General features: G+C 52.3%; 19 protein-coding genes. 7 read left to right on the top strand and 12 right to left on the bottom strand.

Features of this window, described 5'->3' with window-relative positions:
- The first annotated feature begins 167 nt into the window (after positions 1–167).
- The 5 genes from ACRQ84_RS06040 (at position 168) to pdeR (ending at position 9,215) form a co-directional block, all read left to right on the top strand.
- Positions 168–2,474, top strand: a complete 2,307-nt coding sequence (locus tag ACRQ84_RS06040; RefSeq protein ID WP_483817476.1) for an FdhF/YdeP family oxidoreductase — start codon at positions 168–170, stop codon at positions 2,472–2,474.
- Positions 2,475–2,598: 124 nt separating this feature from the next.
- Positions 2,599–4,533, top strand: a complete 1,935-nt coding sequence (locus tag ACRQ84_RS06045; RefSeq protein WP_483817477.1) for an exoribonuclease II — start codon at positions 2,599–2,601, stop codon at positions 4,531–4,533.
- 184 nt (positions 4,534–4,717) lie between these two features.
- Positions 4,718–6,784, top strand: a complete 2,067-nt coding sequence (locus ACRQ84_RS06050; RefSeq protein ID WP_483817478.1) for a carbon starvation CstA family protein — start codon at positions 4,718–4,720, stop codon at positions 6,782–6,784.
- Positions 6,777–7,073, top strand: a complete 297-nt coding sequence (locus ACRQ84_RS06055) for a YbdD/YjiX family protein (RefSeq protein WP_483817479.1) — start codon at positions 6,777–6,779, stop codon at positions 7,071–7,073. The genes ACRQ84_RS06050 and ACRQ84_RS06055 overlap by 8 nt, the downstream gene beginning before the upstream one ends.
- Before the next feature lie 156 nt (positions 7,074–7,229).
- Positions 7,230–9,215 (top strand): cyclic di-GMP phosphodiesterase, encoded by a 1,986-nt coding sequence (gene pdeR, locus ACRQ84_RS06060; protein WP_483817480.1) that lies wholly within the window; start codon positions 7,230–7,232, stop codon positions 9,213–9,215.
- A gap of 15 nt (positions 9,216–9,230) precedes the next feature.
- On the opposite strand, the gene ACRQ84_RS06065 is transcribed toward pdeR, so the two are convergent.
- The 3 genes from ACRQ84_RS06065 to araD all read right to left on the bottom strand — a co-directional run bounded on the left by ACRQ84_RS06065 (position 9,231) and on the right by araD (position 12,157).
- Positions 9,231–10,097 carry a crotonase/enoyl-CoA hydratase family protein gene (locus ACRQ84_RS06065; RefSeq protein ID WP_064738802.1) on the bottom strand — a complete coding sequence of 289 codons (867 nt, stop codon included), beginning with the start codon at positions 10,095–10,097 and terminating at the stop codon, positions 9,231–9,233.
- A gap of 145 nt (positions 10,098–10,242) precedes the next feature.
- Positions 10,243–11,226, bottom strand: coding sequence for a 2-keto-3-deoxygluconate transporter (kdgT, locus tag ACRQ84_RS06070; protein WP_483817481.1), 984 nt, complete (start codon positions 11,224–11,226; stop codon positions 10,243–10,245).
- Between the two features lie 232 nt (positions 11,227–11,458).
- The gene (gene araD, locus ACRQ84_RS06075) at positions 11,459–12,157 is read right to left on the bottom strand and encodes an L-ribulose-5-phosphate 4-epimerase (RefSeq protein ID WP_483817482.1); all 699 of its coding nucleotides are present in this window, start codon (positions 12,155–12,157) and stop codon (positions 11,459–11,461) included.
- A gap of 234 nt (positions 12,158–12,391) precedes the next feature.
- On the opposite strand from araD, the gene osmB reads away from it, so the two are divergent.
- The gene (osmB, locus tag ACRQ84_RS06080; RefSeq protein ID WP_483817483.1) at positions 12,392–12,610 is read left to right on the top strand and encodes an osmotically-inducible lipoprotein OsmB; all 219 of its coding nucleotides are present in this window, start codon (positions 12,392–12,394) and stop codon (positions 12,608–12,610) included.
- A 69-nt stretch (positions 12,611–12,679) separates the two neighbouring features.
- Here osmB and yciH read toward each other — a convergent pair whose 3' ends face one another.
- The 5 genes from yciH to pgpB all read right to left on the bottom strand — a co-directional run bounded on the left by yciH (position 12,680) and on the right by pgpB (position 16,287).
- The gene (gene yciH, locus ACRQ84_RS06085) at positions 12,680–13,003 is read right to left on the bottom strand and encodes a stress response translation initiation inhibitor YciH (RefSeq protein WP_064738806.1); all 324 of its coding nucleotides are present in this window, start codon (positions 13,001–13,003) and stop codon (positions 12,680–12,682) included.
- On the bottom strand, positions 13,003–13,710 hold the full coding sequence (gene pyrF / locus ACRQ84_RS06090; protein WP_483817484.1) for an orotidine-5'-phosphate decarboxylase: 708 nt from the start codon (positions 13,708–13,710) through the stop codon (positions 13,003–13,005). Before pyrF ends, yciH begins: the two co-directional genes overlap by 1 nt.
- Positions 13,711–13,912: 202 nt before the next feature.
- Positions 13,913–15,082 carry a lipopolysaccharide assembly protein LapB gene (gene lapB, locus ACRQ84_RS06095; RefSeq protein ID WP_064738808.1) on the bottom strand — a complete coding sequence of 390 codons (1,170 nt, stop codon included), beginning with the start codon at positions 15,080–15,082 and terminating at the stop codon, positions 13,913–13,915.
- A 6-nt stretch (positions 15,083–15,088) separates the two neighbouring features.
- Positions 15,089–15,394: a LapA family protein gene (locus tag ACRQ84_RS06100; protein WP_483817485.1), complete on the bottom strand. Its 306-nt coding sequence runs from the start codon at positions 15,392–15,394 to the stop codon at positions 15,089–15,091.
- Between the two features lie 128 nt (positions 15,395–15,522).
- The gene (pgpB, locus tag ACRQ84_RS06105) at positions 15,523–16,287 is read right to left on the bottom strand and encodes a phosphatidylglycerophosphatase B (RefSeq protein ID WP_064738810.1); all 765 of its coding nucleotides are present in this window, start codon (positions 16,285–16,287) and stop codon (positions 15,523–15,525) included.
- Between the two features lie 229 nt (positions 16,288–16,516).
- Between pgpB and ribA the strand changes: the two genes are divergently transcribed.
- Positions 16,517–17,110: a GTP cyclohydrolase II gene (ribA, locus tag ACRQ84_RS06110; protein WP_064738811.1), complete on the top strand. Its 594-nt coding sequence runs from the start codon at positions 16,517–16,519 to the stop codon at positions 17,108–17,110.
- 49 nt (positions 17,111–17,159) lie between these two features.
- Here the strand turns inward: ribA and acnA are convergent, their stop codons facing one another.
- The 4 genes from acnA to topA all read right to left on the bottom strand — a co-directional run bounded on the left by acnA (position 17,160) and on the right by topA (position 24,884).
- A complete protein-coding gene (acnA, locus tag ACRQ84_RS06115) occupies positions 17,160–19,841 on the bottom strand; it encodes an aconitate hydratase AcnA (RefSeq protein WP_483817486.1) in 2,682 nt (893 codons plus the stop codon).
- A 625-nt stretch (positions 19,842–20,466) separates the two neighbouring features.
- Positions 20,467–20,625 carry a YmiA family putative membrane protein gene (locus ACRQ84_RS06120; protein WP_071531660.1) on the bottom strand — a complete coding sequence of 53 codons (159 nt, stop codon included), beginning with the start codon at positions 20,623–20,625 and terminating at the stop codon, positions 20,467–20,469.
- A gap of 493 nt (positions 20,626–21,118) precedes the next feature.
- Complete coding sequence (gene cysB / locus ACRQ84_RS06125; protein WP_064738814.1) at positions 21,119–22,093, bottom strand: HTH-type transcriptional regulator CysB; 975 nt, start codon at positions 22,091–22,093, stop codon at positions 21,119–21,121.
- A gap of 193 nt (positions 22,094–22,286) precedes the next feature.
- The gene (gene topA, locus ACRQ84_RS06130; protein WP_483817487.1) at positions 22,287–24,884 is read right to left on the bottom strand and encodes a type I DNA topoisomerase; all 2,598 of its coding nucleotides are present in this window, start codon (positions 24,882–24,884) and stop codon (positions 22,287–22,289) included.
- Between the last annotated feature and the right edge of the window lie 324 nt (positions 24,885–25,208).

The raw sequence follows: 25,208 nt of genomic DNA on the forward strand, positions 1-25,208 counted from the left end.
CCCCTTACCACCCGGGAAAGTTTGACTTAGGTCACGTTCTTCACGATAAACGCCGCCTATCGCACCATTAAACCAATCAATTAGACAACTTTTAAAGAGAGACGCACACTTCCCGCTAACAGAAGACATATTCTGATAACAACTCATAAACAAATAAGCCTGCAACTATGAAATTTAAACGTAAGATTCAACCCTATCGCGCAGCAGCAGGTGGCTGGGGTTCATTGGAAGCCACCACCCGTTTCGTCCTTGATAGCAAATCTGCGCTGAAAAACATGCGCAACCTGATGCGCATGAACAAAGCGCGCGGTTTTGACTGCCCCGGATGCGCCTGGGGCGATGATAATAAAAGCACCTTCAGCTTCTGTGAAAACGGCGCGAAAGCGGTGACGTGGGAAGCCACGCGTCGTATGGTTGAGCCGGAATTTTTTGCCCAACACAGCGTCAGTACCCTGTATCAGCAGAGCGATTACTTCCTTGAGTATCAGGGACGCTTAACCCACCCAATGCGCTACAACCGCGCCACCGACCACTACGAACCGATCAGCTGGGACGATGCGTTAGCCTTGATTGCTCGCCACCTGCAGGCGATGGATCACCCGAACCAAATGGAGCTTTACACCTCCGGCCGCGCCAGCAATGAAGCATCATGGCTTTATCAGCTTTTTGGCCGCGTAATGGGCACCAACAACTTCCCTGACTGCTCCAACATGTGCCACGAAGCCAGCGGCACCGGCTTGAAGCGCAGTATCGGCGTCGGTAAAGGCACCATTCGTCTGGACGATTTTGATCACGCCGATGCGATTTTCGTCCTGGGCCAGAATCCGGGCACCAACCATCCGCGTATGCTGCACAGCCTGCGCCATGCGGCCGATCACGGCGCGAAGATCGTCACCTTTAACACTCTGCGTGAGCGCGGTCTGGAACGGTTTGCCGATCCGCAGAAGCCGCTGGAAATTGTCACGTCAAAGGCGGGTACGATTAGTTCTGCCTATTACCAACCGAATCTCGGCGGCGACATGGCAGCAATTCGCGGCATGGTTAAAGCCCTGCTCGAACGCCAGCGTGCACGCCTGGCGGCCGGTGAAACAGGGATCTTCGATCAAGCCTTTATCGATGCCAATACGCAAGGCGTAGAGGACTATCTCGCGGCGGTAGATAACACGCGCTGGGATGATATTGTGCGCCAATCCGGTCTGAGCGAAGTGCAGATTCGTGAAGCGGCGACGATTTATCAACGTGCCGAACGCGTGATTGTCACCTGGGCGATGGGCATTACCCAGCATAAACACTCGGTTGATACCGTGCGCGAAATTACTAACCTGCAGCTGCTGTTTGGTCAGTTAGGCAAAAAAGGCGCCGGCCTGTGTCCGGTGCGTGGCCACAGCAATGTGCAAGGCAACCGCACCATGGGCATTGATGAGAAGCCAGGCAAGCCCTTCCTCGATGCACTGGGCGCCCATTTTGATTTCGAGCCGCCGCGCGAGCACGGTCATAACACCGTTGAAGCGCTGAACGCGATGTTGCGTGACGAAGTGAAAGTGCTGATTGCGTTGGGCGGAAACCTTGCCGCTGCCGCGCCAGATTCACCGGTAACCGAAGAAGCGCTGCAGCATTGCGGTTTGACTGTGCACATCAGCACCAAACTCAATCGCAGCCATCTGGTGCCGGGCCATGAAGGTTTGATTCTGCCGACGCTGGGCCGTACCGAACGCGATCGCCAGGCAAGCGGCAATCAGTACATTACCGTTGAAGACTCCTTCAGCATGGTGCACGCCTCAGAAGGTGTCGGCATTCCATTGGCGGAGACGCAGCGTTCCGAAACCGCGATTGTTGCGGGTATTGCTCATGCGACGCTAGGCAGCGACAAAATCGACTGGCTGGCGATGGCAGGCAATTATGATCTGATTCGCGATCACATCGCCGCCACCATTCCGGGCTTTGCTGATTTCAATAACAAGTGCGACATGCCAGGCGGTTTCTATCTGGGTAACGCGGCGGCCGAGTTGCGCTTCAACACGCCAAGCAAACGGGCCGAGTTCAGCGCTGCCGCCCTGCCGACCTCGCTGTTCCCGCAGTTGGGCGATGTTGCGGTGCCGTTCACGCTGCAAACCCTGCGTTCACACGATCAGTACAACACCACGATTTACGGCCTCGATGACCGTTATCGCGGCGTGTATGGTCAGCGTGAAGTGGTGTTTATCCATCCGGACGATATGGCGTCGCTGGGCTTTGCTGAGGGCCAGCTGGTGGACATTGAGACGCTGTGGAATGACGGTTTGACCCGTCGCGTCAGCGGTTTCAAGCTGGTGCCGTATAACATTCCGCGCGGTAATCTTGCGGCTTATTATCCGGAAACCAACCCGCTGGTGCCGCTCTCCAGCTTTGGCGACGGCAGCGGCACCCCGACCTCAAAATCGGTACCGGTGAAGCTGGCATTAACCGCCGCTGCACCCTCACAACGTATCGCCTGACCAAAGCGTTATCAGAAGGTAAAAAGCCGCGTAAAGCGGCTTTTTAGCCTGTTTTGGCCTTGCCGCGCGCACGCGATTCGCGTAAAACTGTCAGCCGCTCTTAGGCCACGAAACTATATAAATTATGTTCCAGGATAATCCGCTGCTCGCGCAGCTTAAAGAGAAGCTTCACGCGCAGACTCCGCGCGTCGAAGGTGTTGTTAAAGGTACGGAAAAAGGCTTTGGCTTCCTTGAAGTTGACGCCCAGAAAAGCTACTTCATTCCGCCACCGCAGATGAAGAAAGTGATGCACGGCGACCGCATTTCTGCCGTGATCCACACCGATAAAGACCGCGAGAGTGCCGAGCCGGAAACCCTGGTTGAGCCGTTCCTGACCCGCTTTGTCGGCCGCGTGCAGAAAAAAGACGATCGTCTGTCCATTGTGCCGGATCATCCGCTGTTGAAAGACGCGATTCAGTGCCGCGCCGAACGTGGCGTAACCCACGATTTCCAGAACGGTGATTGGGCGGTGGCGGAAATGCGCCGTCACCCGCTGAAAGGCGATCGCGGTTTCTATGCCGAACTGACCGAGTTCATTGTCACTGCGGACGATCATCTCGCACCGTGGTGGGTCACACTGTCGCGCCATAACCTCGAACGTCAGGCTCCGGACGTCGGTTTTGGTGAGATGCTCGACGAAAATTTGCAGCGTGAAGATCTCACTGCGTTGAACTTCGTCACCATCGACAGCGCCAGCACCCAGGATATGGATGATGCGCTGTACGTGGAAGAAGCCAGCGATGGCAACCTGATTCTGACCATCGCAATCGCCGATCCAACCGCATACGTGCCGGAAGGCAGCGAGCTGGATAAGCTGGCGTCAAAACGTGCTTTCACCAACTATCTTCCGGGCTTTAACATCCCGATGCTGCCACGCGAACTCTCTGACGACGTCTGCTCACTGCGTCCGAACGAGCGTCGCCCAGCGCTGGCGTGCCGCGTTACCGTGTTGAAAGATGGCAGTTTGGCCGATGACGCCCATTTCTTTGCCGCGTGGATCGAGTCCAAAGCTAAGCTGGTGTACGACGACGTTTCCGATTGGCTGGAAAACAGCGGCAGCTGGCAGCCTGAGAACGACGCCATTGCTCAGCAGATTCGCCTGCTGCATCAGGTTTGTCTGGCGCGCAGTGAATGGCGTCAAACCCACGCGCTGGTGTTTAAAGATCGTCCGGACTACCGTTTTGTTCTGGGTGAGAAAGGCGAAGTGCTGGATATCATCTCCGAACCACGCCGCATCGCGAATAAAATCGTTGAAGAGTCAATGATTCTGGCTAACGTCTGTGCCGCGAAAGTGCTGCAGGAGAAACTGGGCTTCGGGATCTACAACCTGCACACCGGTTTTGATCTGGCCAATGCTGAGCAGGCCGCTGGCGTGCTGGCCGGCCATGGCATCACGGTTGATCCGCAGGCGATCACGACGCTGGAAGGCTTCCGTCAGCTGCGTCGTGAACTCGATGCGCAACCTACCCAGTATCTCGACAGCCGTATTCGTCGCTTCCAGTCGTTTGCCGAAGTCGGCACCGAACCGGGCCCCCATTTCGGCCTCGGTCTTGACGCCTACGCGACCTGGACTTCGCCGATTCGTAAGTTCGGCGACATGATTAACCATCGTTTGCTGAAAGCGATTGTGCGCGGCGACAGCACTGCCCGTCCGCAGGATGCGCTGACAACCATCATGAGCGAACGTCGACGTCTCAACCGCATGGCAGAACGCGATGTCGGCGACTGGCTCTACGCACGCTTCCTCGCGCCGTTCGCCGGTACCGACCGCAAGTTCAGCGCCGAAATCATCGACGTGTCACGTGGCGGGATGCGCGTCCGTTTACAGGAAAATGGTGCGGTGGCCTTCATCCCTGCGCCATTCATCCACGCGGTGCGTGATGAGCTAGTGTGCTCACAGGAAAGCGGCACTGTGCAAATTAAAGGTGAAGTCGCTTACCGCGTAACTGACATCATTGATGTGACCATCGCTGAAGTACGCATGGAAACACGCAGCGTGGTTGCTCGCCCAGCCGTCTGAGCATGAATACGTGCGGGATAACAGCCGTTATCCCGCATTTCTCTCTGTCCGCTTTAGCAAATGTTAAATTTGCATTCCGCTTCACACTTCTCGTGCCTTCGCCTGTCGTTAACAATTCATTACATTACTTTTAACTTGTTGTATTCGATCGCCTCTTTTACCGGTCTCTACAAGGAGTTAACTCATGAACAACGTCAAAACCAGTGTTACCTGGTTAGCGGTGGCGTTAGTTGGCGCGGGCGCCTTTGCCATGCTGGCCCTCAGCCGTGGCGAACACGTCAACGCTGTCTGGCTGGTGATTGCCTCTGTCGCCTGCTACAGCATTGCCTATCGCTTTTACAGCCTGTTTATCTCTAAACGTATTTTTGAGCTGGATGACCGTCGCCGTACGCCGGCGGAGCGTTTAAGCGACGGCCTCGATTATGTACCCACCAATAAATGGGTGCTGTTTGGCCACCACTTTGCAGCGATTGCGGGTGCGGGCCCGTTGGTTGGCCCGATCCTCGCGGCGCAAATGGGCTTTTTGCCTGGCACCATCTGGATTTTGGTCGGTGTGATGTTTGCTGGCGCGGTGCAGGACTTCCTGATTCTGTTTATCTCGACCCGCCGTGACGGCCGCTCGCTTGGCGAGATGGCGCGTCAGGAACTGGGTTCGTTCGCCGGTGTGGTCACCATGCTGGGCGCACTGGGCGTGATGATCATCATTCTCTCGGCGCTGGCTTTGGTGGTAGTGAAGGCGCTGGCCAACAGTCCGTGGGGCTTGTTTACTATTGCCGCGACCATTCCGATTGCGCTGTTTATGGGCGTGTATATGCGTTTCCTGCGCCCGGGTAAAATCGCGGAAGTATCGATAATCGGCTTTGTGCTGATGATGGCGGCAATCATCTACGGCGGCAACGTGGCAGCCGATCCCTATTGGGGCCCGCTGTTCACGCTGAAAGGCACGGAGTTGACGTGGGTGCTGGTAATCTACGGTTTTATCGCCTCTTCGCTGCCAGTGTGGCTGCTGCTGGCACCGCGCGATTATCTCTCCACCTTCCTGAAAATCGGCGTCATCATCGGCCTGGCGATCGGCATTCTGTTTGCCATGCCTGAGATGAAGATGCCTGCAGTGACCAAATTTATTGATGGCACTGGGCCGGTGTTCTCCGGTGCGCTATTCCCGTTCCTGTTTATCACCATCGCCTGTGGCGCAATTTCGGGTTTCCATGCGCTGGTCTCAAGCGGCACCACACCGAAGTTGGTCGAGCGCGAAAGTCATATCCGCTTTATCGGCTATGGCGCAATGCTGATGGAATCGTTCGTGGCGATTATGGCGCTGATTTGCGCTTCAGTGCTCGATCCGGGCGTCTACTTTGCCATGAACTCACCCGCAGCATTGATTGGTACCACGGTCGAAAGTGCTTCGCAGGCAATTAACGGCTGGGGCTTTGTGGTAACACCAGAGATGCTAAGTGGTATTGCGCGAGACGTTGGCGAAAGCACTATTCTTTCGCGTGCCGGTGGCGCACCCACCTTCGCGGTGGGCATGGCGCATATCATCACCGACGTGTTTAACAGCCGCGCGATGATGGCGTTCTGGTACCATTTTGCCATTCTGTTTGAAGCACTGTTTATTCTGACCGCTGTTGATGCCGGTACTCGCGCCTGTCGCTTTATGGTGCAGGATCTGGTGGGCACTGTAGTGCCGTCGATGGCCAATAACCGTTCATGGTTGGGCAATATGGCGGGCACCACCGTCGCTGTTGCGGGCTGGGGGTTCTTCGTCTATCAGGGCGTCGTCGACCCATTAGGCGGTATTAATACCCTGTGGCCGCTGTTTGGTATCGGTAACCAGATGCTGGCGTCGATGGCGCTGATACTCGGCACCGTGGTGCTGTTTAAAATGAAGAAGCAGCGTTACGCATGGGTGACGATTATTCCCACCGCCTGGTTGTTTATTACCTCAATGACCGCTGGCTGGCAGAAGATCTTCCATGAGAAGCCGTCGATTGGTTTCCTTGCGCAGGCCAACAAGTTCCGCAAAGGGATTGATGACGGTATCGTCATCGCGCCCGCCAAAACCGTCGCCGACATGCAAACCATCGTCTTCAGCAATCAAATTAACGCGGCCCTGTGCGCCTTCTTTATGTTGGTGGCCGTGACCATGCTGGTGGCAGCGTTCTTTGTGATTCGTCGTGCGCTCAACAGTGCGGTGCCAACCACCCATGAATCCGAGATCTCATTGCGTAAAGAGGTGAGAAATGTCTGAGTCCATTTATCATTGGAGAAAACCGACCGGCGCGTGGCATATTCAGCAGTGCTTACCAATCGCACCCGCAGCATCTGGGCAAAATCTTACGCGCTGGCAGCGCATCTGGCAGGGATTGCAGCAAAGTTTTCGTTTAATGGTCGGCGTTCATGACTATCAAACTTATCTGAAGCATATGCGTGAACATCATCCAACTCTCGCCCCGATGGATGAGCGCGCTTTTCACCGTCATTGCCTCGATGCACGCTTTCCCAGCCAGGCCGGAAAACTGGGTAAGTGCCCGTGCTAAAACACTTCAGCCCCGCTTGTCGGGGCTTTTTCGTGCCATTCTTTAGTAAAAACAAAAATATAATTGAATTGCATCTTGTGCTGGCGCAGGAGGTTGAATACTGTTGCTAAAATAATGAGATACCGCCCGCTGAGCATTCCCCCGGAGGAAGTTTCCATGACCGATGAACAAGGGCAAACATTGCTATATACCTTGTTTGGCACCACCAGCCCTCATTGGCGTTTAACTTCAGATAGTGATGCTCTGCATTTTGCCGAAGATGAGAACGCGAACACCAACATGGCGGTTCCGCTTACTCCCGCACAAGCCAGTTTATTACGTGCGATGACGGTCATTACCTCAAGTATTAACCTCACGCTGTCACTGCATGGCGAGCCCGTTCCGATGCATTTCGTCGGCCGCAAAGTCAATCAATCTACCTGGGCAGGCACCTCTTCTGCCTGGGGCGATACGTCGGCTGTCGCGCGCGATTTGACGCTAGGCTTGTCGTTCGCAGAACAAGTGGTTTCTGAAGCGAATTCAGTCATTGTCATTCTCGATCAACGCGGCAACATTCAGCGCTTCAATCGCCTGAGTGAAGAGTACACCGGGCTGAAAGAGCAGGAAGTGATTGGCCGCAACGTATTCCAGCTGTTTATGACCAAGCAGGAAGCGCAGGCGTCACGCCGCAATATCGCCGGTTTCTTCCGTGAAGGCAGTTCTTACGAAGTTGAGCGCTGGATAAAAACCCGTAAAGGTCAGCGACTGTTTCTGTTTCGTAATAAGTTCGTTCACAGCGGTAGCGGGAAAAATGAAATTTTCCTCATCTGTTCAGGAACCGACATTACTGAAGAGCGCCGAGCTCAGGAACGCCTTCGCGTGTTGGCCAATACCGATACGGTGACCGGTTTACCTAATCGCAATGCTATTCATCAGCAGATTAGTCTGGCACTGGAGCTGGCGAATGGCAGTCAAACCGGCGTGGTTTACCTTGATTTAGACAATTTTAAGAAGGTGAACGACGCTTACGGCCATATGTTTGGCGATCAGCTGCTGCAAGCCGTGTCACTGGCGATTCTCAGCTGCCTGGGCAAAGACCAGACGCTGGCGCGCCTTGGCGGGGATGAGTTTGTGGTGCTGGCGGAACACACCAGCCAGGCGGCGCTGGAAGCGATGGCATCGCGCATTCTCGAGCGCCTGCGTCAGCCGTTCCGTATCGGCCTGATCGAGGTTTACAGCGGATGCTCACTTGGTATCGCCCTTGCCCCGCTACATGGCGAGGACCGCGAAAGCTTGATTCGTAATGCTGATACCGCGATGTATCACGCTAAAGAGAATGGACGCGGCAAATTCTGCGTGTTCGCTAACGAAATGAATCAGCGTGTGTTTGAGTATCTTTGGCTCGATACCAACCTGCGCAAAGCACTCGAACTGGATCATCTGGTGGTGCATTACCAGCCGAAGCTCAATGCCGAGGGCGACGTGCTGAGCGCTGAGGCACTGGTGCGCTGGAATTCACCAGAACGCGGTTTGGTGCCGCCGGGTGATTTTATCTCGTATGCCGAAGAATCCGGTTTGATTGTGCCATTGGGCCGCTGGGTGATGCTCAATGTGCTGCAGCAGATTATTAAATGGCGCAGCGAAGGCATCTATCTGCGCGTCGCGGTTAATGTCTCCGCTAAGCAACTGATTGATCAAAGCATTTACACTGACCTGAAGCAGGCGCTGAATGAAGCTGGGCTGAAAGATTGTCCGATTGATATCGAACTAACAGAAAGCTGTTTAATCGAGAATGAGGCCGGCGCGCTGATGTTGATGAAACAGTTCCAGGAACTGGGTGCGCAAATTCATCTTGATGATTTTGGTACCGGTTACTCCTCGCTGTCCCAGCTGGCGCGTATCCCTATTGATGCCATTAAACTGGATCAGAGTTTTGTGCGTAATATCAACAAGCAACCTGTTGCGCAGTCGCTGGTCCGTGCGATTGTCGCGGTTGCCAAAGCCCTTAAGCTGCAGGTGATTGCCGAAGGCATTGAAACTAAAGCTGAAGAGAAGTTTGTGATGGCCAACGGTGTCGATGGGCGTCAAGGTTATTATTATGCAAAACCAATGCCCGCAGAACAGCTCGGGCATTGGCTGGCTAAGCATCCTGCCCGCGTTTAACGCTGGTCTGCGAGATTAACCGGCTTTGCGCAAGGATGCGCTATGACGGTTCTGCAGTTGTACCAGTCGTTCCATGTAAGCAATGTCTTTTGGCTCCAGTGTGAAGGCATAGTCAACCCAATCCTCCGTGATATCCATCAGCTCGGCGCGTGATAACTGCAATACGCGTTGACGCGCTTTCAGCATCGCACGCACGCCGTTGAGCTTCGGCCGTAACGTATCGATAAAGGTCCGCGTGGTGCGGTAAGCATCGCCGGGCTGGAACACTTTGTCGACCAGACCTCGTGTTTCATACCATTCCGCGCTGTGCGATTCCCCTTCACAAATCAGCTCTTCCGCCAGCTTCATACCAGATCGACGCGCGACTAAAGAGTAGCCGCCCATGCCCGGGAACAGGTTGAACGCGATCTCCGGGAACCCCATGCGTGCGCTGTTCTGCGCCAGAATAAAGTGATGCGCTAGCGCCGCTTCAAAGCCGCCGCCCAGCGCACTGCCTTCAATCATTGCCAGCGTGACTGCACCGGTATCGAAACCCCGCGCCGCGGAGTGGATGCAGTCGACGCAGGCTCGCGCATAGGCACGCAATGCTTCGCGACGGTTGTTGCGAATGCATTCGACAAAGAAGCGCAAATCGCCGCCGGCATTGAACATCTGTGGCACTAACGATCCCGTCACCCAGAAATCAATCGGCAAACCGGAACGCTGAGCGGAATAGCTCAGGTTCATGATCTCCTCAATCAGTTCATGGTTGAAACTCGGACGGGGTTGAGCGCGCAGCATCATCCACATCGTGCGTCGGCCCTCTTCATAGTAGGCGGCGAGCTGTGTGGTTTGTCCAACTTCGGTGAACAGTCTGCATGTCGGTTGGTTAATTACTGTCATTGTCTCATCCTCTGTTTATGTTTATGTAGTGCGTTAAACGCCACATCAGCGTAATCCAGAGTGAGGCCAGACCAAATGAGAGATTGATTTATAAAGCAAAATCCAGAGATATCCCCGACCAGCGGCCGGGGAAGCATTAGCGGGCTTACTTGATGGCTGCGCGTTGCCCCACGGCAACATGAGAACGCTTAACGCGTCGCGAATAAACGGCGGTGATGATGGGCACAATGACGGAGGTCACAATCACTGACGTGGCGACCAACGCAGTGGCGGCAGGTGCGATCGGTTTAAACTGGGGCAGCATCTCAGCAATCAACACCGGTGTCGCGACTGCAGCTCCGGCGGTGCTGGAGGCCGCAATCCCGGCAGTACCATCGCCGCCACCGATCAGGCGGTCGGCGATAATCAGCGGGATACCGGTGACGATAATGACGGCGACACCGAGCATAATCCCCAGTAAGCCCGTTTGTGCGATGACACCCAGGTCAATCGTATTACCCAAGGCGAAGGCAAAGAACGGAATTAACGTGTGCACCGCTTTGCCAAAGAACTCACGCAGTTCTGGATCCAGGTTACCCAACGCAAAACCGACGATAAACGGCAATACCGCGCCAACAAACACGTGCGGCTCGAACGAAGCAATACCCGCGGTGCCGAGAATCACCATCGTCATTAACGGCCCCGACTCCAATGACATCAATACAAATGCGCCGGCCTCTTCTTTCGAGCCATATTGCTGCATTATTGAGGCGTATAAGCCGCCATTGGTCATATCCATCGCCGCCACTAAAGCCAATGTGGAGAGTCCGGCAAACATGCCCACTTCTACACCGTTTTCCGGCATCACACGTGAAGCAATTGCTGCGACAACCCATGCCACCGCAATTTTGGTGAGCACCAGCGTGCCCGACTTACGCAGCACCGTACCCGTGGCGCTGAGCTTGATGGATGCGCCCATGCAGAAGAACCATACGGCCAGAATCGGAACGGTACCGGTCATTAAGCCGTTGGTGAAGGAGCCGAAGTATTTACCTGCGCCTGGAGAAAATGTATGGCACAGCGCGCCCAAAAACAGCGGAATGAGCATCATGCCGCCAGGAATCTTATCGATTGCACGTTTGATATGCATAATTGTGTCACCTTAACTGAGCCAGAGGGAGGTGCTGTTATGATTTGCCGGATGGCATGGCGATCAAGATAACGATTGGTGACGGGGAAAAAAGTGATCGCAAATCCATTTATGAAACGCTGTTTTATTTTTATTGATAAATCATTTTGCATTTATGATGGGCATCGCCATACCAGACGATAAGAACTAAAAAAAGAAAGGCGCCCACAGGCGCCTGAGTGTCCACTGTCGATCAGTTCTGTCCATACCACGCATTTTTACCGTGTTTACGCAGGTAGTGCAGATCAAGTAGCGTTTGCGAAATCGGCGGTATCTCAGTACGCAGCTGTTCAGTATGCAGCGCCATGTAGGCCACCTCTTCTAAGACCACCGCACTGTGTACTGCAGCAAGCGCATCTTTTCCCCAGGCAAAGGGACCGTGCGAATTGACCAGTGCGGCGGGAATGGCGGTTGGTTCAATGCCTTGCTGTGCAAAGGTCTCGATAATCACCTGTCCGGTGTTCCACTCATATTCCTGTTCAATCTCTTCACGCTTCATCTGACGTGTGCAAGGGATGGTGCCGTAAAAATCATCGGCGTGGGTGGTTCCAAGCGCGATGATTTCGCGTCCGGCCTGTGCCCAAATGGTAGCGTGACGCGAGTGTGTATGCACGATGCCGCCGATCTCTGGCCAGGAGAGATAGAGCGCACGATGCGTCGCTGTGTCTGAAGACGGACGCATTTTACCTTCAACAACATCCCCGCTTGCGAGGTCAACGACGACCATGTCGTCGCGCTGCATCTGTTCGTATTTTACGCCGGACGGTTTGATCACCAATAAGCCGCGCTCGCGGTCCACTGCACTGACATTGCCCCATGTAAAGGTGACCAGGTTATAGCGAGGTAAATCGAGGTTGGCTTCCAGCACCTGCTGTTTTAACGCTTCCAGCATGTTTTCTCTCCTGCAATCTGTGATAGCTAAATTGTGCGGAGCAGGCAGAAAAAACGTTATGGAAGGAATGGCTGTAAAAGCGGCGGAAAGTGGCTGAGGCTGTAAAAGTGTGGGACAGGAATCGTCCGAATACATGTCAAAACGTGAATTAAAAGGTCCGTTTTAAAATGACGAGTGAGGCGTAACATCTATACTTATGGTGTTACCTCGCTGTTAACATTCAAGGAGAAGTTAATGACTACAACACTGAAGCGCCTTACTGCTGCCATATTGGCAACAACATTAGTTGTCGCTCTGAGCGGCTGCTCAAATTGGTCAAAACGCGACCGAAATACCGCAATTGGTGCGGGTGCCGGTGCCATTGGTGGTTCAGTGCTGACCAACGGTAGTGGACTCGGAACTGTAGGCGGCGCCGCTGTCGGCGGCATCATCGGCCATCAGATTAGCAAATAAATTATAATTATCAGGCTACGCAGCGCATCTACTTAATAACGGGCCACTTATAAAGTGGCCCGAACTTATTCAACCACCAGCCAGTTTGACTTTCATACCTTTGGCTTCCAGCAACGTTTTTATCACATCGCGTTTATCGCCCTGAATCTCAATCACACCATCTTTGACTGCCCCACCGCAACCACACTTTTTCTTCAGTTCGGCCGCCAGTTTTTCGAGCGCGCTATCATCCAGATCGATACCCGTTACCAGACACACGCCCTTCCCTTTACGTCCGCTGGTTTGGCGCTGAATACGCACAATACCATCGCCTTTTGGTCGCGGCGCTTTCTCTTCTTCATGCGTAATTCGACCCGTATCGGTCGAATACACTAAGCGATTGTCCTGAGCCATTACGCCTCCTGTAAACTGTGCAGGATGTGCTGCAATGTTGCTGCCGGGTCAGCGGATTGGGTGATCGGACGCCCGATAACCATATAATCCACGCCAGCGAGTTTTGCCTGCTGCGGCGTCATAATACGTCGCTGATCGCCAGCGTCGCTGCCAGCCGGGCGAATACCGGGGGTAACCAGCGCGAAATCCTGACCCATTACCAGCTTGAAGTGCGCGGCTTCCTGCGCTGAGCAAACTACGCCGTCCAGACCGCAATCGCGGGTTAAACGCGCCAGACGCTCAGCCTGCTGAGCCGGAGATAAGGTAATACCTAAACCTTTAAGATCGTCTTCATCCATGCTGGTCAACACGGTGACGGCAATTAGCAGGGGCGCATCATCACCAAACGGCACCAGTGCTTCACGTGCTGCGTTCATCATGCGCGCACCGCCGCTCGCGTGTACGTTGACCATCCATACGCCAAGATCTGCTGCTGCTGCTACCGCATGTGCGGTGGTGTTCGGAATATCATGAAATTTGAGATCGAGGAACACGTCGAAACCGCGTTCCTGAATCGTTTTCACCACCGACGGGCCAAACAACGTGAACATCTCTTTGCCCACTTTCAGGCGACACTGGCTCGGGTCGATGCGATCTACAAATTGCAGTGCGCTGTTGAGATCATGATAGTCGAGTGCCACCAGAATAGGTGAAGTGGTTACAGGCATAACGTTTCCTCAGTGACAGGCACCCGCGGGCGCGATGGACAAACGGCAAGCATTCTACCTGCGCAGGCCGGTGCCGACAATCACGCTGCCGCCATTACTTATCTGTTCGACGGCTAACTGCACATTGCTGAGGTGGTTTTTATTTTTAAACATATAAGTATGTTGTAACTAATAAGGGATGAAACGACAAAAAATTCGGCCATTATTGGCCGTCGAGTCCACGGATAGGTTTAACCGATGACCAGGCGCGACAAGATGGGCAATGCCAATAGAGTGCATGCGCTGTGAAGCCGCATTTCTGGCAACGATAACGCGGCTTAGTGCGGATCTGCTCGCCAACCATGTCGCGCAGGACCATCAGGCTCTCTTTCGCCCGTCCATCTTCAGCCTCATGTAAGTGGAAATCCATCAAACGATGGAACACGCGCATGGTCGGGTGACGTTGAAGCTGACGATTGATATACAGTTGTGCCGCTTCCGGGCCCTGCTGCTGCTCAAGAATATCAGAGAGATAAAGCTCAGCTGCAGCGCCGGTGTTCTCATCGACACAGCGTTGTAAAAATTGTGCCCAGTTTTCAGGTTGGTTCAGGCGCTGATAGCACGTTTCCAGCATCGGCAAGGTTTCGCTCACCAGCTCTTTGTCCTGCTCAAGTACGCGCTGCAGTCGGCTAGCGGCTTTGCCGTACTCGCCCTGCTCCATTAATATCCGGCCCATCATGATTGAAACGCGTGCGCTCTGATGGTCCGCAGACTCGCCCTTCTTCAACAAGCTCATCCCACGATCGAGGTCGTCACTGCTTAACGCCTGCAACGCCAGTTCACAGTAGAAATGGGCAATTTCGCCTTTTTGCTTGTCTTTGCCGAGCTTAACCAGCTTTTCCGCCACTTCGATGGCTTTTTGCCAGTCGCTGGTTGCCTGATGAATCAACAATAACTGCTGTAAAGCGCCGATGCGGAAATCGGTCTCGTCCACCAATTGCCCAAACATATCTTCGGCTCGGTCGTACAGTCCCGCCGCCATGTAATCACGGCCGAGTTGTTGGATCGCCAGTAAGCGCTGTTCATAACTGAGCGAGGCACTTTCCATCAGGGATTGGTGAATACGAATGGCGCGGTCAACTTCACCGCGCGAACGAAACAGGTTACCCAGCGTGAGATGCGCCTCGACGGTACCGCTGTCCTCTTTCAACATATCAAGAAAGAGGTCAACCGCTTTGTCCTGTTGATTGGACAGCAGGAAATTCACCCCGGTCACATAATCACGCGACAGGCGATTGGCTTCCTGTTGCTTATCCTGATGCGCGCTGCGACGGCCCATATACCAGCCATACGCCGCAGCAACAGGAAGAAGCAGAAACAGCAATTCAAGCATCGAAAATTAATCCCGACGACTGGCAGTTGGTGATGGGGTCACGGCGTTAGATTGTTCATTCTGAGCCTGCATACGTTTGAGTTTGCGCTGCGCGTTGGCAAGAGAAACACGTAAGCGCAACCAGAAGAGACCGCAAATCGCCCATCCCAGCAGGAATCCAGCGCCAAACAGACTGGCGAGCAATGTTGAAATGCGGAATTCGCCCTGCGCTAGCAGATAGTTAAAGGTGATGATTTGATCGTTATGCGCTCCAAGCGTGACGGAGATGATGAAAATGACCAATACCACGAGAAAAATGAGCAAATATTTCACAATGCGTCCTGTCGAGAGGTTATCCAATAGAAGTATGCCAAAAAACCGCCGTCGATGCTGCTTATCCCCACATCTGTTAACGCTTTTTTCTGCAAGCACAATCAATCATATGGGGACGAACAGTGTAATTACAATCCATCATCACGTTGGGCGATTTCACGATGTTCTTCCGGTGGGATAGTTAGCGGGCCGCAGAAACGCTGGGCCAGTAACGTGGCAATGGTCACTAACAACCAGGAAATCAGTGTTGCCATCACTAAATCGCGCGGCCAGTGCATACCTAATACTAAACGGCTGCCCATTACCGCGGTCGCCCAAACGAACAATACTGCAACCGTGGCAAAGTGACGGCGCGGCCATAATAAACCGATCGCTAAAAGTGCCCAACTGGCGGCAAACATGGTGTGCCCGGAAGGAAACGCATAGCCGGTTTCAAATGCCCAATGATGCTTTAGCCATTGCGGCAACTGTGTATCGTTGGCCAGCAAAGTTGAAACCATTTCCCCGCGCTGTTGGCGATGAAGCTGATAAAACGCATCACCGTTAATACCGTGGCTTTTTTCCAGCCAGATAACATACGGGCGCGGTTCCTGCACCTGCTCTTTAATTGAGGATTTGGTGTACTGACCGGCAAGAATCGCCCCGTTCATAATGATGATGAGCAGAATCGCGGGTTTAAGGCGAAAGCGTAAACACCACAACACCCAAGCGCTCAGGATGATACTGGTAAGAATGCCCCATGGATTGGTGACAGTTTCCGTCATCCAGAACAGCGCTCGCAGAAGATGGCCACTTTCCTCGGGCTGCCATTGCCAGCCCGATATCCAAACGCCTAACGGCATCAGCAACAATAAAAACGCCCCGAGGGTGGTGCGCTGAATGATTTTTAACATTCGCTTCCTTTTAGATCCGCATAAACGCGTGCGTAATGCATAACTTTAGCTGAAAAAAGAATAACATACCTATTGCGGCTTGGATAATTGTGCTTTATCACTACAATCACTCTGACCGATTAACGGCAGCAGTTCTGGTTGTGGCACAATAGCGTAAGTTTCATCGGGCCACTTGGGCCCGTGCGTTATCATGATGATAGCGCATCCTCTGAAGGTTCTGGAGAGTCACATGCAGCTTAAACGGGTAGCAGAAGCCAAACTGCCCACGCCATGGGGAGATTTCCTGATGGTTGGTTTTGAAGAACTGGCAACCGGCCACGACCATGTCGCGCTGGTTTTTGGTGATATTAGCGATCACAATCCGGTGCTGGCGCGCGTCCATTCTGAGTGCCTGACTGGCGATGCCCTGTTCAGCTTACGCTGCGACTGCGGTTTTCAGCTCGAAGCCGCGTTAACGGCGATTGCAGAAGAAGGTCGTGGCATCCTGATGTATCACCGTCAGGAAGGACGTAACATCGGTTTGCTGAATAAAATTCGTGCTTACGCTTTGCAGGATAAAGGCTACGACACCGTCGAAGCCAACCACCAGCTTGGTTTCGCCGCTGATGAGCGTGATTTCACGCTGTGTGCAGATATGTTCAAACTGTTGGGCGTCAATGAAGTGCGCTTGCTGACGAACAATCCGCGCAAAGTTGAGATTCTGACCGAGGCCGGTATCAATATCGTTGAACGCGTGCCATTGGTGGTCGGGCGCAACCCGAAAAATGCGCATTATCTCGATACTAAAGCCGCAAAAATGGGTCACCTGCTGCCGAAGTCTTAAACAGTTTCAAAAGCCAATAAAAAAAGCCGGGACATCCCGGCTTTATTTTTTAATTCAGCATATTGCGTATAACATAATGCAGTATGCCGTCGTTCTGGTAATAGGTCAGTTCATTACCGGTATCAATGCGGCAGCGCGTTTCAAGCGTCTCTTTACTGCCATCCGCGCGCGTCAGCGTCACGGTTACCGTACCACCTGGCTTAAGCTGTGATAGGTTCGCCACATCGATGAACTCTTCACCCGTCAATTGCAGCGTTTTCCGCGTTACGCCGGCCGGAAACTCGAGCGGCAGAATCCCCATCCCAATCAGGTTAGAGCGGTGAATACGCTCGAAGGATTCGGAAATAACCACACGTACACCTTGTAAGCGTGGCCCTTTCGCTGCCCAGTCACGACTGGAGCCGGAACCGTACTCTTTACCGGCAATGACCGCTAAGGGCACGCCTTCTTGCTGGTATTTCATCGCGGCATCGTAAATAGCCAACTGTTCGTTGCTGGGGAAGTGTTTGGTATAACCGCCCTCCACTCCCGGCACCATTTCATTGCGGATACGAATATTGGCGAAGGTTCCGCGCATCATCACTTCGTGGTTACCACGACGAGACCCGTAGGAGTTGAAATCGGTGCGCTCGACACCGTGAGTGCGCAAATAGCGACCGGCCGGACTTTCGGCCTTGATGCTCCCTGCAGGCGAAATATGGTCGGTGGTTACAGAGTCGCCCAGCATTGCCAGAATGCGCGCGCCTTTAATATCCTGCACCGGCTTCGGCGTTTTCTCCATATCGTCAAAGAACGGCGATAGGCGAATGTAGGTGGAATCGCCATCCCAATCATAAGTAGGCGCTTCGCTGACTTTGATTTGCTGCCACTCCGGGGTGCCGTCAAACACCTCAGCATACTCTTTGTGGAACATATCGCTGGTCACTTTCTGCACCGCTTCCGCAATCTCCTCCGGCGATGGCCAGATATCCTTGAGGAAAACATCATTGCCCTGACGATCTTGTCCGATCGGTTCAGATTGCAGATTGATCTTCATGTTGCCCGCTAAAGCATAAGCCACCACCAGCGGCGGCGAAGCCAGCCAGTTGGTTTTAATCAGCGGATGGATACGGCCTTCAAAATTACGGTTACCAGAGAGCACCGCGGCAACCGTGAGATCACCCTCTTTAATCGCGCTTTCAATGGCATCAGGTAATGGACCCGAATTACCGATACAGGTGGTGCAACCGTAACCGACCAGATTAAAACCCAACTCATCCAGGTAAGGGGTGAGTTGCGCTACCGCCAGATAATCAGAAACAACTTTCGATCCCGGCGCGAGCGAAGCCTTGACCCAAGGTTTGCGCATCAGACCGCGCTCAACCGCATTCTTTGCCAGCAAACCGGCAGCCATCAGTACGCTAGGGTTTGATGTGTTGGTACAGGAGGTAATCGCCGAGATCACTACTGCCCCGTCATCCAGCTGATAACTGTCACCGGTTTCGCTGTCGCGATAGCTGACAGTTTTATGCGGTTTTTGCGCCTGATTAACTTCCAGTTCGTTGCTTGCGTCGAAGGCAGTGGGAACATCGCCAAGCGATACTCGATCCTGAGGACGTTTTGGACCGGCGAGACTGGATTCAACTTCACCCATATCCAGTGCTAAGGAGCTGGTGAACACCGGCTCATCGCCTGCGTTTCGCCACATGCCTTGTTCTTTGGCATAGGCTTCAACCAGTTCAACTTGATCAGCGTCGCGGCCGGTGAGTGTCATGTAGCTCAGCGTGACTTCATCAATAGGGAAGAAACCGCAGGTCGCGCCATATTCTGGAGCCATATTAGCGATGGTCGCGCGATCGGCAAGCGGCAAATCAGCCAAGCCATCACCGTAAAACTCAACGAATTTACCCACCACCCCATGTTGACGTAGCATTTGCGTGACGGTTAGCACCAAATCAGTTGCAGTAATGCCAGCGCGCAATTTACCCGTGAGTTTAAAACCGACCACGTCTGGTATCAGCATAGACACCGGTTGGCCAAGCATCGCCGCTTCAGCCTCAATTCCGCCAACACCCCACCCTAATACGCCAAGCGCATTGATCATTGTGGTATGCGAATCGGTGCCGACTAACGTATCCGGATAAGCGACCTCTTTGCCATCTTGTGTTTCATGCCAGACAGATTTACCCAGATATTCCAGATTGACCTGATGACAAATGCCCGTGCCAGGTGGGACCACACGGAAGCGGTTAAACGCTTTTTGTCCCCAGCGCAAAAAAACGTAACGTTCATGGTTACGTTCCATTTCTAGGCGCACATTTTCGTCAAAAGCTTGGTTGTCGCCGAAATGATCCACGGTGACGGAATGGTCAATAACCAGGTCAACCGGCGAAAGGGGATTAACTTTAGCGACGTTGCCACCGAGGCGTTTTACTGCCTCACGCATGGCCGCTAAATCCACCACCGCTGGCACGCCGGTAAAATCTTGCATTAATACACGCGCCGGACGATAGGCAATCTCACGATCGGCGTGAGCATCTTTTTGCCAGGCGACCAACGCCTCAATATCTTCAAGCGTGACAGAATCACCATCCTGCCAGCGCAATAAGTTTTCAAGCAGGACTTTCATAGACTTGGGCAAGCGATCAATATTGCCCAATTGCTGGGCTGCTTTAGGCAGGCTGTAGTAGTGATATTTTTTTGCCCGAACATCCAGCGTGTCCTGACTCTGCTCGCGTAACGTTAACGACATAGCGCCTCCATGTAAGTGGATCTCTTTTAAACCTCAGTGACTGCAAGGTTTAACTTAAAGATAGACTACATTAGCGTTAACGTTTTGATAACAACACGAATAGACACATTAAAATACAATGAAAAATGCCCCAACATTTGTCAGGGCATTTAAAGAATTCGATTTAATTTGCGTTAAGGCTAAATCATCGCCCAAAAGGCGGCAGCCCAAAACGCTAGCGAGAAGGTATATACGCTAAACCAGGATAACGTTGTTGTATTGATGTTCATAATTCACTCCCTCCCGGATTCCGGGCAAAAAAAGACCACCGTCTTCAGCGCTGTACTGATGACACCGTTTTTTTAATGCTGAGTGTTAAAGGACGGGCTTTTAACTTGCCCACCGGATAATCCGGCAAAAAGAGGGACTAAATGTCTAAATATGGAACGGAACGCATGCTGCGTTATTTCGACTTCATATCCATGAAGGATTCTATAAAATTACGCTGGTTTTCACTGAGTTCCCACGAAGTAGGAATCGTAACTTGCGGTTCAGTGGAAACCACATCTTTCACTTTGCACGCAGGCGTTTGCGGCTGACGCGCAGATACCGGATGTTTACGACTGAGTGTATTTGCCCACATGGTTTAACCCCACATACGCCAAATCATTAACGCCACCACTACCCAGAACAGTGCTGAAGCAGCGAAGACAGTCATCCAAGCTTTGCGACGGGTGTTGCCAGTGCGCTCAACTTTGGTGCTTTTAGTCCGGAAGCCCGGCTGTACAGTTATTCTCGTATTCATAGTTTTTGATAATCACTCTCAATAAAACGATTGATGACAACGATTAAGATTTAGGACGAATCCTAAACTTGTTAAGACCGAAAATCCAGTTATTTTTATTGAGCACAACGATTAACGCTATTTATCAAAACGTAAAAAATTGATGAGATAAATTTAATTGCCATGATAACTATTAATTAAATAGTTACATTGTAAATTTGGGTTAATCACAAATTAGATCCATTCTAAATTTGAGTTTAATTTAGTAACCCAGTCAAAAAGCCCTTCTCCATCAACTCTTAACTAGAGTATGGGAATATTCCTGGCGGGCTGCAAAGTAGCATCGTAAAAAATGTGTACTGATTCGCATTTAATAAATAACAATGAAAAAACATGTGACCCATGTTTCATTTACATAAAAATAATGATTTTTTTTGATGTACTCGTGGCGCTAAGCGCTAAGGGATTCCGAAGGTGCCCACTGGACACCTTGGCAAAAGAATGAGTTAGGAATTTACTTGAAAGGTAATTTGATGTCGCGGAACATGGCTTCGATATCTTCATTAGAGCGCAGTGCGACCGCCGCATCCACCACATCACGCGTGAGGTGTGGTGCAAAACGTTGAATAAAATCATACATATAGCTGCGCAGGAAGGTGCTGCGCCTAAAGCCAATCTTAGTCGTACTATTCGTAAAGATCTCTGAAGCTTCAATGCGCACTAAATCAGGGTCAGCAACCGGGTCCACCGCCATACTGGCAATCACACCAACGCCTAAGCCTAAGCGCACATAAGTCTTAATTACGTCTGCATCGGTCGCGGTGAAAACAATGCGTGGCGTTAATCCTGCGCGGTTAAACGCCGTGTCCAGCTCAGAACGGCCGGTAAAGCCGAAGGTGTAGGTGACTAAAGGGAAATCCGCCAGCTCTTCTATCGTCACATTGGATTTACCCGCTAGCGGATGATCGGGTGTAACCACAATGGCACGATTCCAGTGATAGCACGGCAGCATGATCAGGTCGTCATAAAGATGCAATGCTTCAGTGGCAATCGCAAAGTCAGCATTTCCCTTTGAAACTGCCTCAGCAATTTGCGTCGGCGATCCTTGATGCATGTGCAAAGAGACGCGAGGATAGCGCTCAATAAAGCCTTTTATAACGCCCGGCAGCGCATAACGCGCTTGCGTATGGGTCGTCGCGACATACAGCGATCCTTTATCTGGCCAGGTATGTTCACCTGCCACTGATTTGATCGCATCAACTTTAGACAGAACTTCGCGTGCAATACGGATGATCTCTTCGCCTGCAGGCGTTACTTGCGTCAGATGCTTACCACTGCGCGCAAATATCTGCACGCCCAGCTCATCTTCCAACATACGTACTTGCTTACTAATGCCTGGCTGTGAGGTATATAAGCCTTCGGCGGTCGATGAGACATTAAGGTTGTGATTTACCACTTCGACGATGTAACGCAACTGCTGCAATTTCATAGTTATATCTTCCTGGTAGCGACAGAGGTGCATTCCCAGCAGGCGTGTTTCCGCCTTGATTGCAATGAGGGAGGGAAAGCGAGTCAGCGAAACGAAAAGAGTTCTATAACAACTATATCAGTTAAAGGAAGAATGTAGAACGATTAGCTATAAGGATAAGAGAAAGGCCAGCAGACGCTGGCCTTAAGAGGAGTTACTTTTTCGCGTCCTGCCATTTGCCATCAATATAGAACATTGACCAGCCGGTGGCTTTGCCATCTTTTTCCGATGAAACATACTGCTGTTTCGTTTTACGACTGAAACGCACCATCGTTTTATTGCCTTCCGGATCGGTGGCTGGCGCTTCTGACAGATACTTCAGCTTTTCTGGCAGACGATCGGCAAAGCGTTTCAGCTCCTCCACCAGCGGCGCGCGGGTTTCACGCGATTTCGGGAAGGTATTAGCGGCAAGGAACACGCCCGCTGCGCCATCACGCAACACAAAGTAAGCGTCCGATTTTTCGCACTCCAGTTCTGGCAGCGGCACCGGATCTTCTTTTGGCGGCGCGACGTCACCATTACGCAGAATCTTGCGGGTGTTTTTGCATTCGTCGTTAGTACAAGCCATGTACTTACCGAAACGGCCCATTTTAAGGTGCATTTCAGAGCCGCATTTCTCGCACTCAACAATCGGACCATCATAGCCCTTGATACGGAACTCGCCCTGCTCGATCTCGTAGCCATCACATTCTGGATTATTACCGCAGACGTGCAGCTTACGCTGATTATCGATGAGATAGCTATCCATCGCAGTACCACACTTCTGGCAACGGCGACGGGCGCGCAACGCGTTGGTTTCGGCATCATCGCCCTCCAGCACGTTAAGCACTTCATTTTCCGGGATCAGATTGATGGTTTGCTTGCAGCGTTCTTTTGGCGGCAAGGCATAACCCGAACAACCCAGGAACACACCGGTGCTGGCTGTACGAATGCCCATTGGACGGCTGCAAGTCGGGCAATCAATCGATGTCAACACCATCTGGTTCGGCTGCATGCCGCCCTCTTCCGGATCTTTTTCAGCGTGATCTAACTGCTGGCTGAAATCGCTGAAGAAGGAATCGAGCACCGCTTTCCATTCGGCTTCATTATTAGCCACCTGATCGAGGCTGTTTTCCATGCGCGCGGTGAAGTCATAATTCATCAGTTCGCGGAAATTAGACTCAAGACGATCGGTAACAATTTCACCCATTTTTTCAGCGTAGAAACGGCGGTTCTCTACACGCACGTAACCACGGTCCTGAATAGTTGAGATAATCGAGGCATAGGTTGATGGACGACCAATACCGCGTTTTTCCAGCTCGCGTACCAGCGAAGCTTCACTGAAGCGCGCCGGCGGTTTGGTGAAGTGCTGGCTTGGCATCAGTTCTTTAAGATCCAGCATGTCGCCTACATCAACCGGCGGCAGCGTTAGATCTTCATCATTTTTACGCAGCGCAGGCATCACGCGCGTCCAGCCATCAAAACGCAGCGTGCGGCCTTTGGCTTTCAATTTGAACTCAGCCGCGCCCACGGTCAGTGTAGTGGAGTCGTACTGGGCCGGTACCATTTGGCAGGCAACGAATTGGCGCCAAATTAGCTGATAGAGTTTCTGCGCGTCGGCTTCCATATCTTTCAGCTGCTCTGCCACGATATTCACATCTGAAGGACGAATGGCTTCATGCGCTTCCTGTGAATTCTCTTTGCTGGCATACGTATTGGGCGCATCTGGCAGATATTTCTTACCGAAGCTGCTTTCAACATAGTCACGCGCCATCGCCACTGCATCCTGGCTCAGGTTGGTGGAGTCGGTACGCATATAGGTGATGTGACCGGCTTCATACAAGCGCTGCGCCATCATCATGGTCTTCTTAACGCCGAAGCCAAGACGCGTGCTTGCGGCCTGTTGCAACGTTGAAGTAATAAAAGGTGCAGAAGGCTTGCTGCTGGTCGGCTTGTCTTCACGATCCAACACTTCATAACGCGCTTTCTGCAAAATAGCGACCGCCGCGTGAGTTTGCTCACGATTAACCGGGCGGAACGCTTTGTCATTCTGATGTGTGACCTGCATGGCCAGATCGGCGCCTTTCGGCGTGGCGAAATCAGCATCGATTTCCCAGTACTCTTCTGGCACGAAGGCTTTGATTTCGTGCTCGCGCTCAACCACCAGACGCACAGCAACAGACTGAACGCGACCGGCTGACAAGCCACGGGCAATTTTCTTCCACAGCAGCGGCGAAACCATATAACCCACCACGCGATCCATAAAGCGGCGCGCTTGCTGGGCATTAACACGTTCAATATTGAGCTCGCCCGGCTTATCAAACGCCTGACGAATCGCATTCTTGGTGATTTCGTTAAACACCACGCGGCTAAAGCGTTTATCGTCCCCACCGATCACTTCCCGCAGGTGCCAGGCAATGGCTTCCCCTTCGCGGTCAAGGTCGGTTGCGAGATAGATGTGGTCAGCGTCAGCTGCCAGATTTTTCAACTCAGCGACAACTTTTTCTTTGCCCGGCAGAATTTGATAATCCGCTTCCCAACCATGCCAGGGATCGACACCCATGCGATTGACTAAAGCGGCTTTCTCATCTTTCTTAACCTTTTTGCCAGGCTTCGCTTTTTCCCCGTCGGCACTTTTACGGGCAGTTGAACCACTGGTCGGCAAATCACGGATATGACCGACGCTGGATTTCACCACGTAGTCATTACCGAGGTATTTATTGATTGTTTTGGCCTTTGCCGGGGACTCAACGATTACGAGTGATTTACCCATATGTACCTTTACCTAAATGAAACGTCCTGATAAACGGGAGAGAATTGGAGGTCCCAAAACCCAATGGGTTCAATATTGCTGCCACAATTTCGCATTACAAGGCAGCTGGGATAATCTCAGGTCAGATTGCGTCGACTTCTGCAACTTTATGATTAAGAGCGAGTTTTCCATCTGACAGAACCACACATCCGGGTGCGATCTCCCTGAAAGCTGAATCGCCCACACTCTACCTGATAAAATCCGTTACGCAACTTAATTAGCATTCTGCCTAATTTTGCGCCATTTTTCTGACGCAACGCTGATTTGCTGAACGCGACGACTCGC

Origin of the sequence: Pantoea sp. E2023-21 (assembly GCF_051302795.1) — a bacterium.
Lineage (GTDB): Bacteria > Pseudomonadota > Gammaproteobacteria > Enterobacterales > Enterobacteriaceae > Pantoea > Pantoea ludwigii_A.

Coding starts and splice junctions, on each gene's coding strand:
- ACRQ84_RS06050 (WP_483817478.1), top strand. CDS start 4,718: ATGAACAACGTCAAAACCAGTGTTACCTGGTTAGCGGTGGCGTTAGTT.
- osmB (WP_483817483.1), top strand. CDS start 12,392: ATGACTACAACACTGAAGCGCCTTACTGCTGCCATATTGGCAACAACA.
- lapB (WP_064738808.1), bottom strand. CDS start 15,082: ATGCTTGAATTGCTGTTTCTGCTTCTTCCTGTTGCTGCGGCGTATGGC.
- acnA (WP_483817486.1), bottom strand. CDS start 19,841: ATGTCGTTAACGTTACGCGAGCAGAGTCAGGACACGCTGGATGTTCGG.
- yciH (WP_064738806.1), bottom strand. CDS start 13,003: ATGGCTCAGGACAATCGCTTAGTGTATTCGACCGATACGGGTCGAATT.
- pyrF (WP_483817484.1), bottom strand. CDS start 13,710: ATGCCTGTAACCACTTCACCTATTCTGGTGGCACTCGACTATCATGAT.
- ACRQ84_RS06055 (WP_483817479.1), top strand. CDS start 6,777: ATGTCTGAGTCCATTTATCATTGGAGAAAACCGACCGGCGCGTGGCAT.
- araD (WP_483817482.1), bottom strand. CDS start 12,157: ATGCTGGAAGCGTTAAAACAGCAGGTGCTGGAAGCCAACCTCGATTTA.
- ACRQ84_RS06040 (WP_483817476.1), top strand. CDS start 168: ATGAAATTTAAACGTAAGATTCAACCCTATCGCGCAGCAGCAGGTGGC.
- pgpB (WP_064738810.1), bottom strand. CDS start 16,287: ATGTTAAAAATCATTCAGCGCACCACCCTCGGGGCGTTTTTATTGTTG.
- pdeR (WP_483817480.1), top strand. CDS start 7,230: ATGACCGATGAACAAGGGCAAACATTGCTATATACCTTGTTTGGCACC.
- cysB (WP_064738814.1), bottom strand. CDS start 22,093: ATGAAATTGCAGCAGTTGCGTTACATCGTCGAAGTGGTAAATCACAAC.
- ACRQ84_RS06120 (WP_071531660.1), bottom strand. CDS start 20,625: ATGAATACGAGAATAACTGTACAGCCGGGCTTCCGGACTAAAAGCACC.
- topA (WP_483817487.1), bottom strand. CDS start 24,884: ATGGGTAAATCACTCGTAATCGTTGAGTCCCCGGCAAAGGCCAAAACA.
- ACRQ84_RS06065 (WP_064738802.1), bottom strand. CDS start 10,097: ATGACAGTAATTAACCAACCGACATGCAGACTGTTCACCGAAGTTGGA.
- kdgT (WP_483817481.1), bottom strand. CDS start 11,226: ATGCATATCAAACGTGCAATCGATAAGATTCCTGGCGGCATGATGCTC.
- ACRQ84_RS06045 (WP_483817477.1), top strand. CDS start 2,599: ATGTTCCAGGATAATCCGCTGCTCGCGCAGCTTAAAGAGAAGCTTCAC.
- ribA (WP_064738811.1), top strand. CDS start 16,517: ATGCAGCTTAAACGGGTAGCAGAAGCCAAACTGCCCACGCCATGGGGA.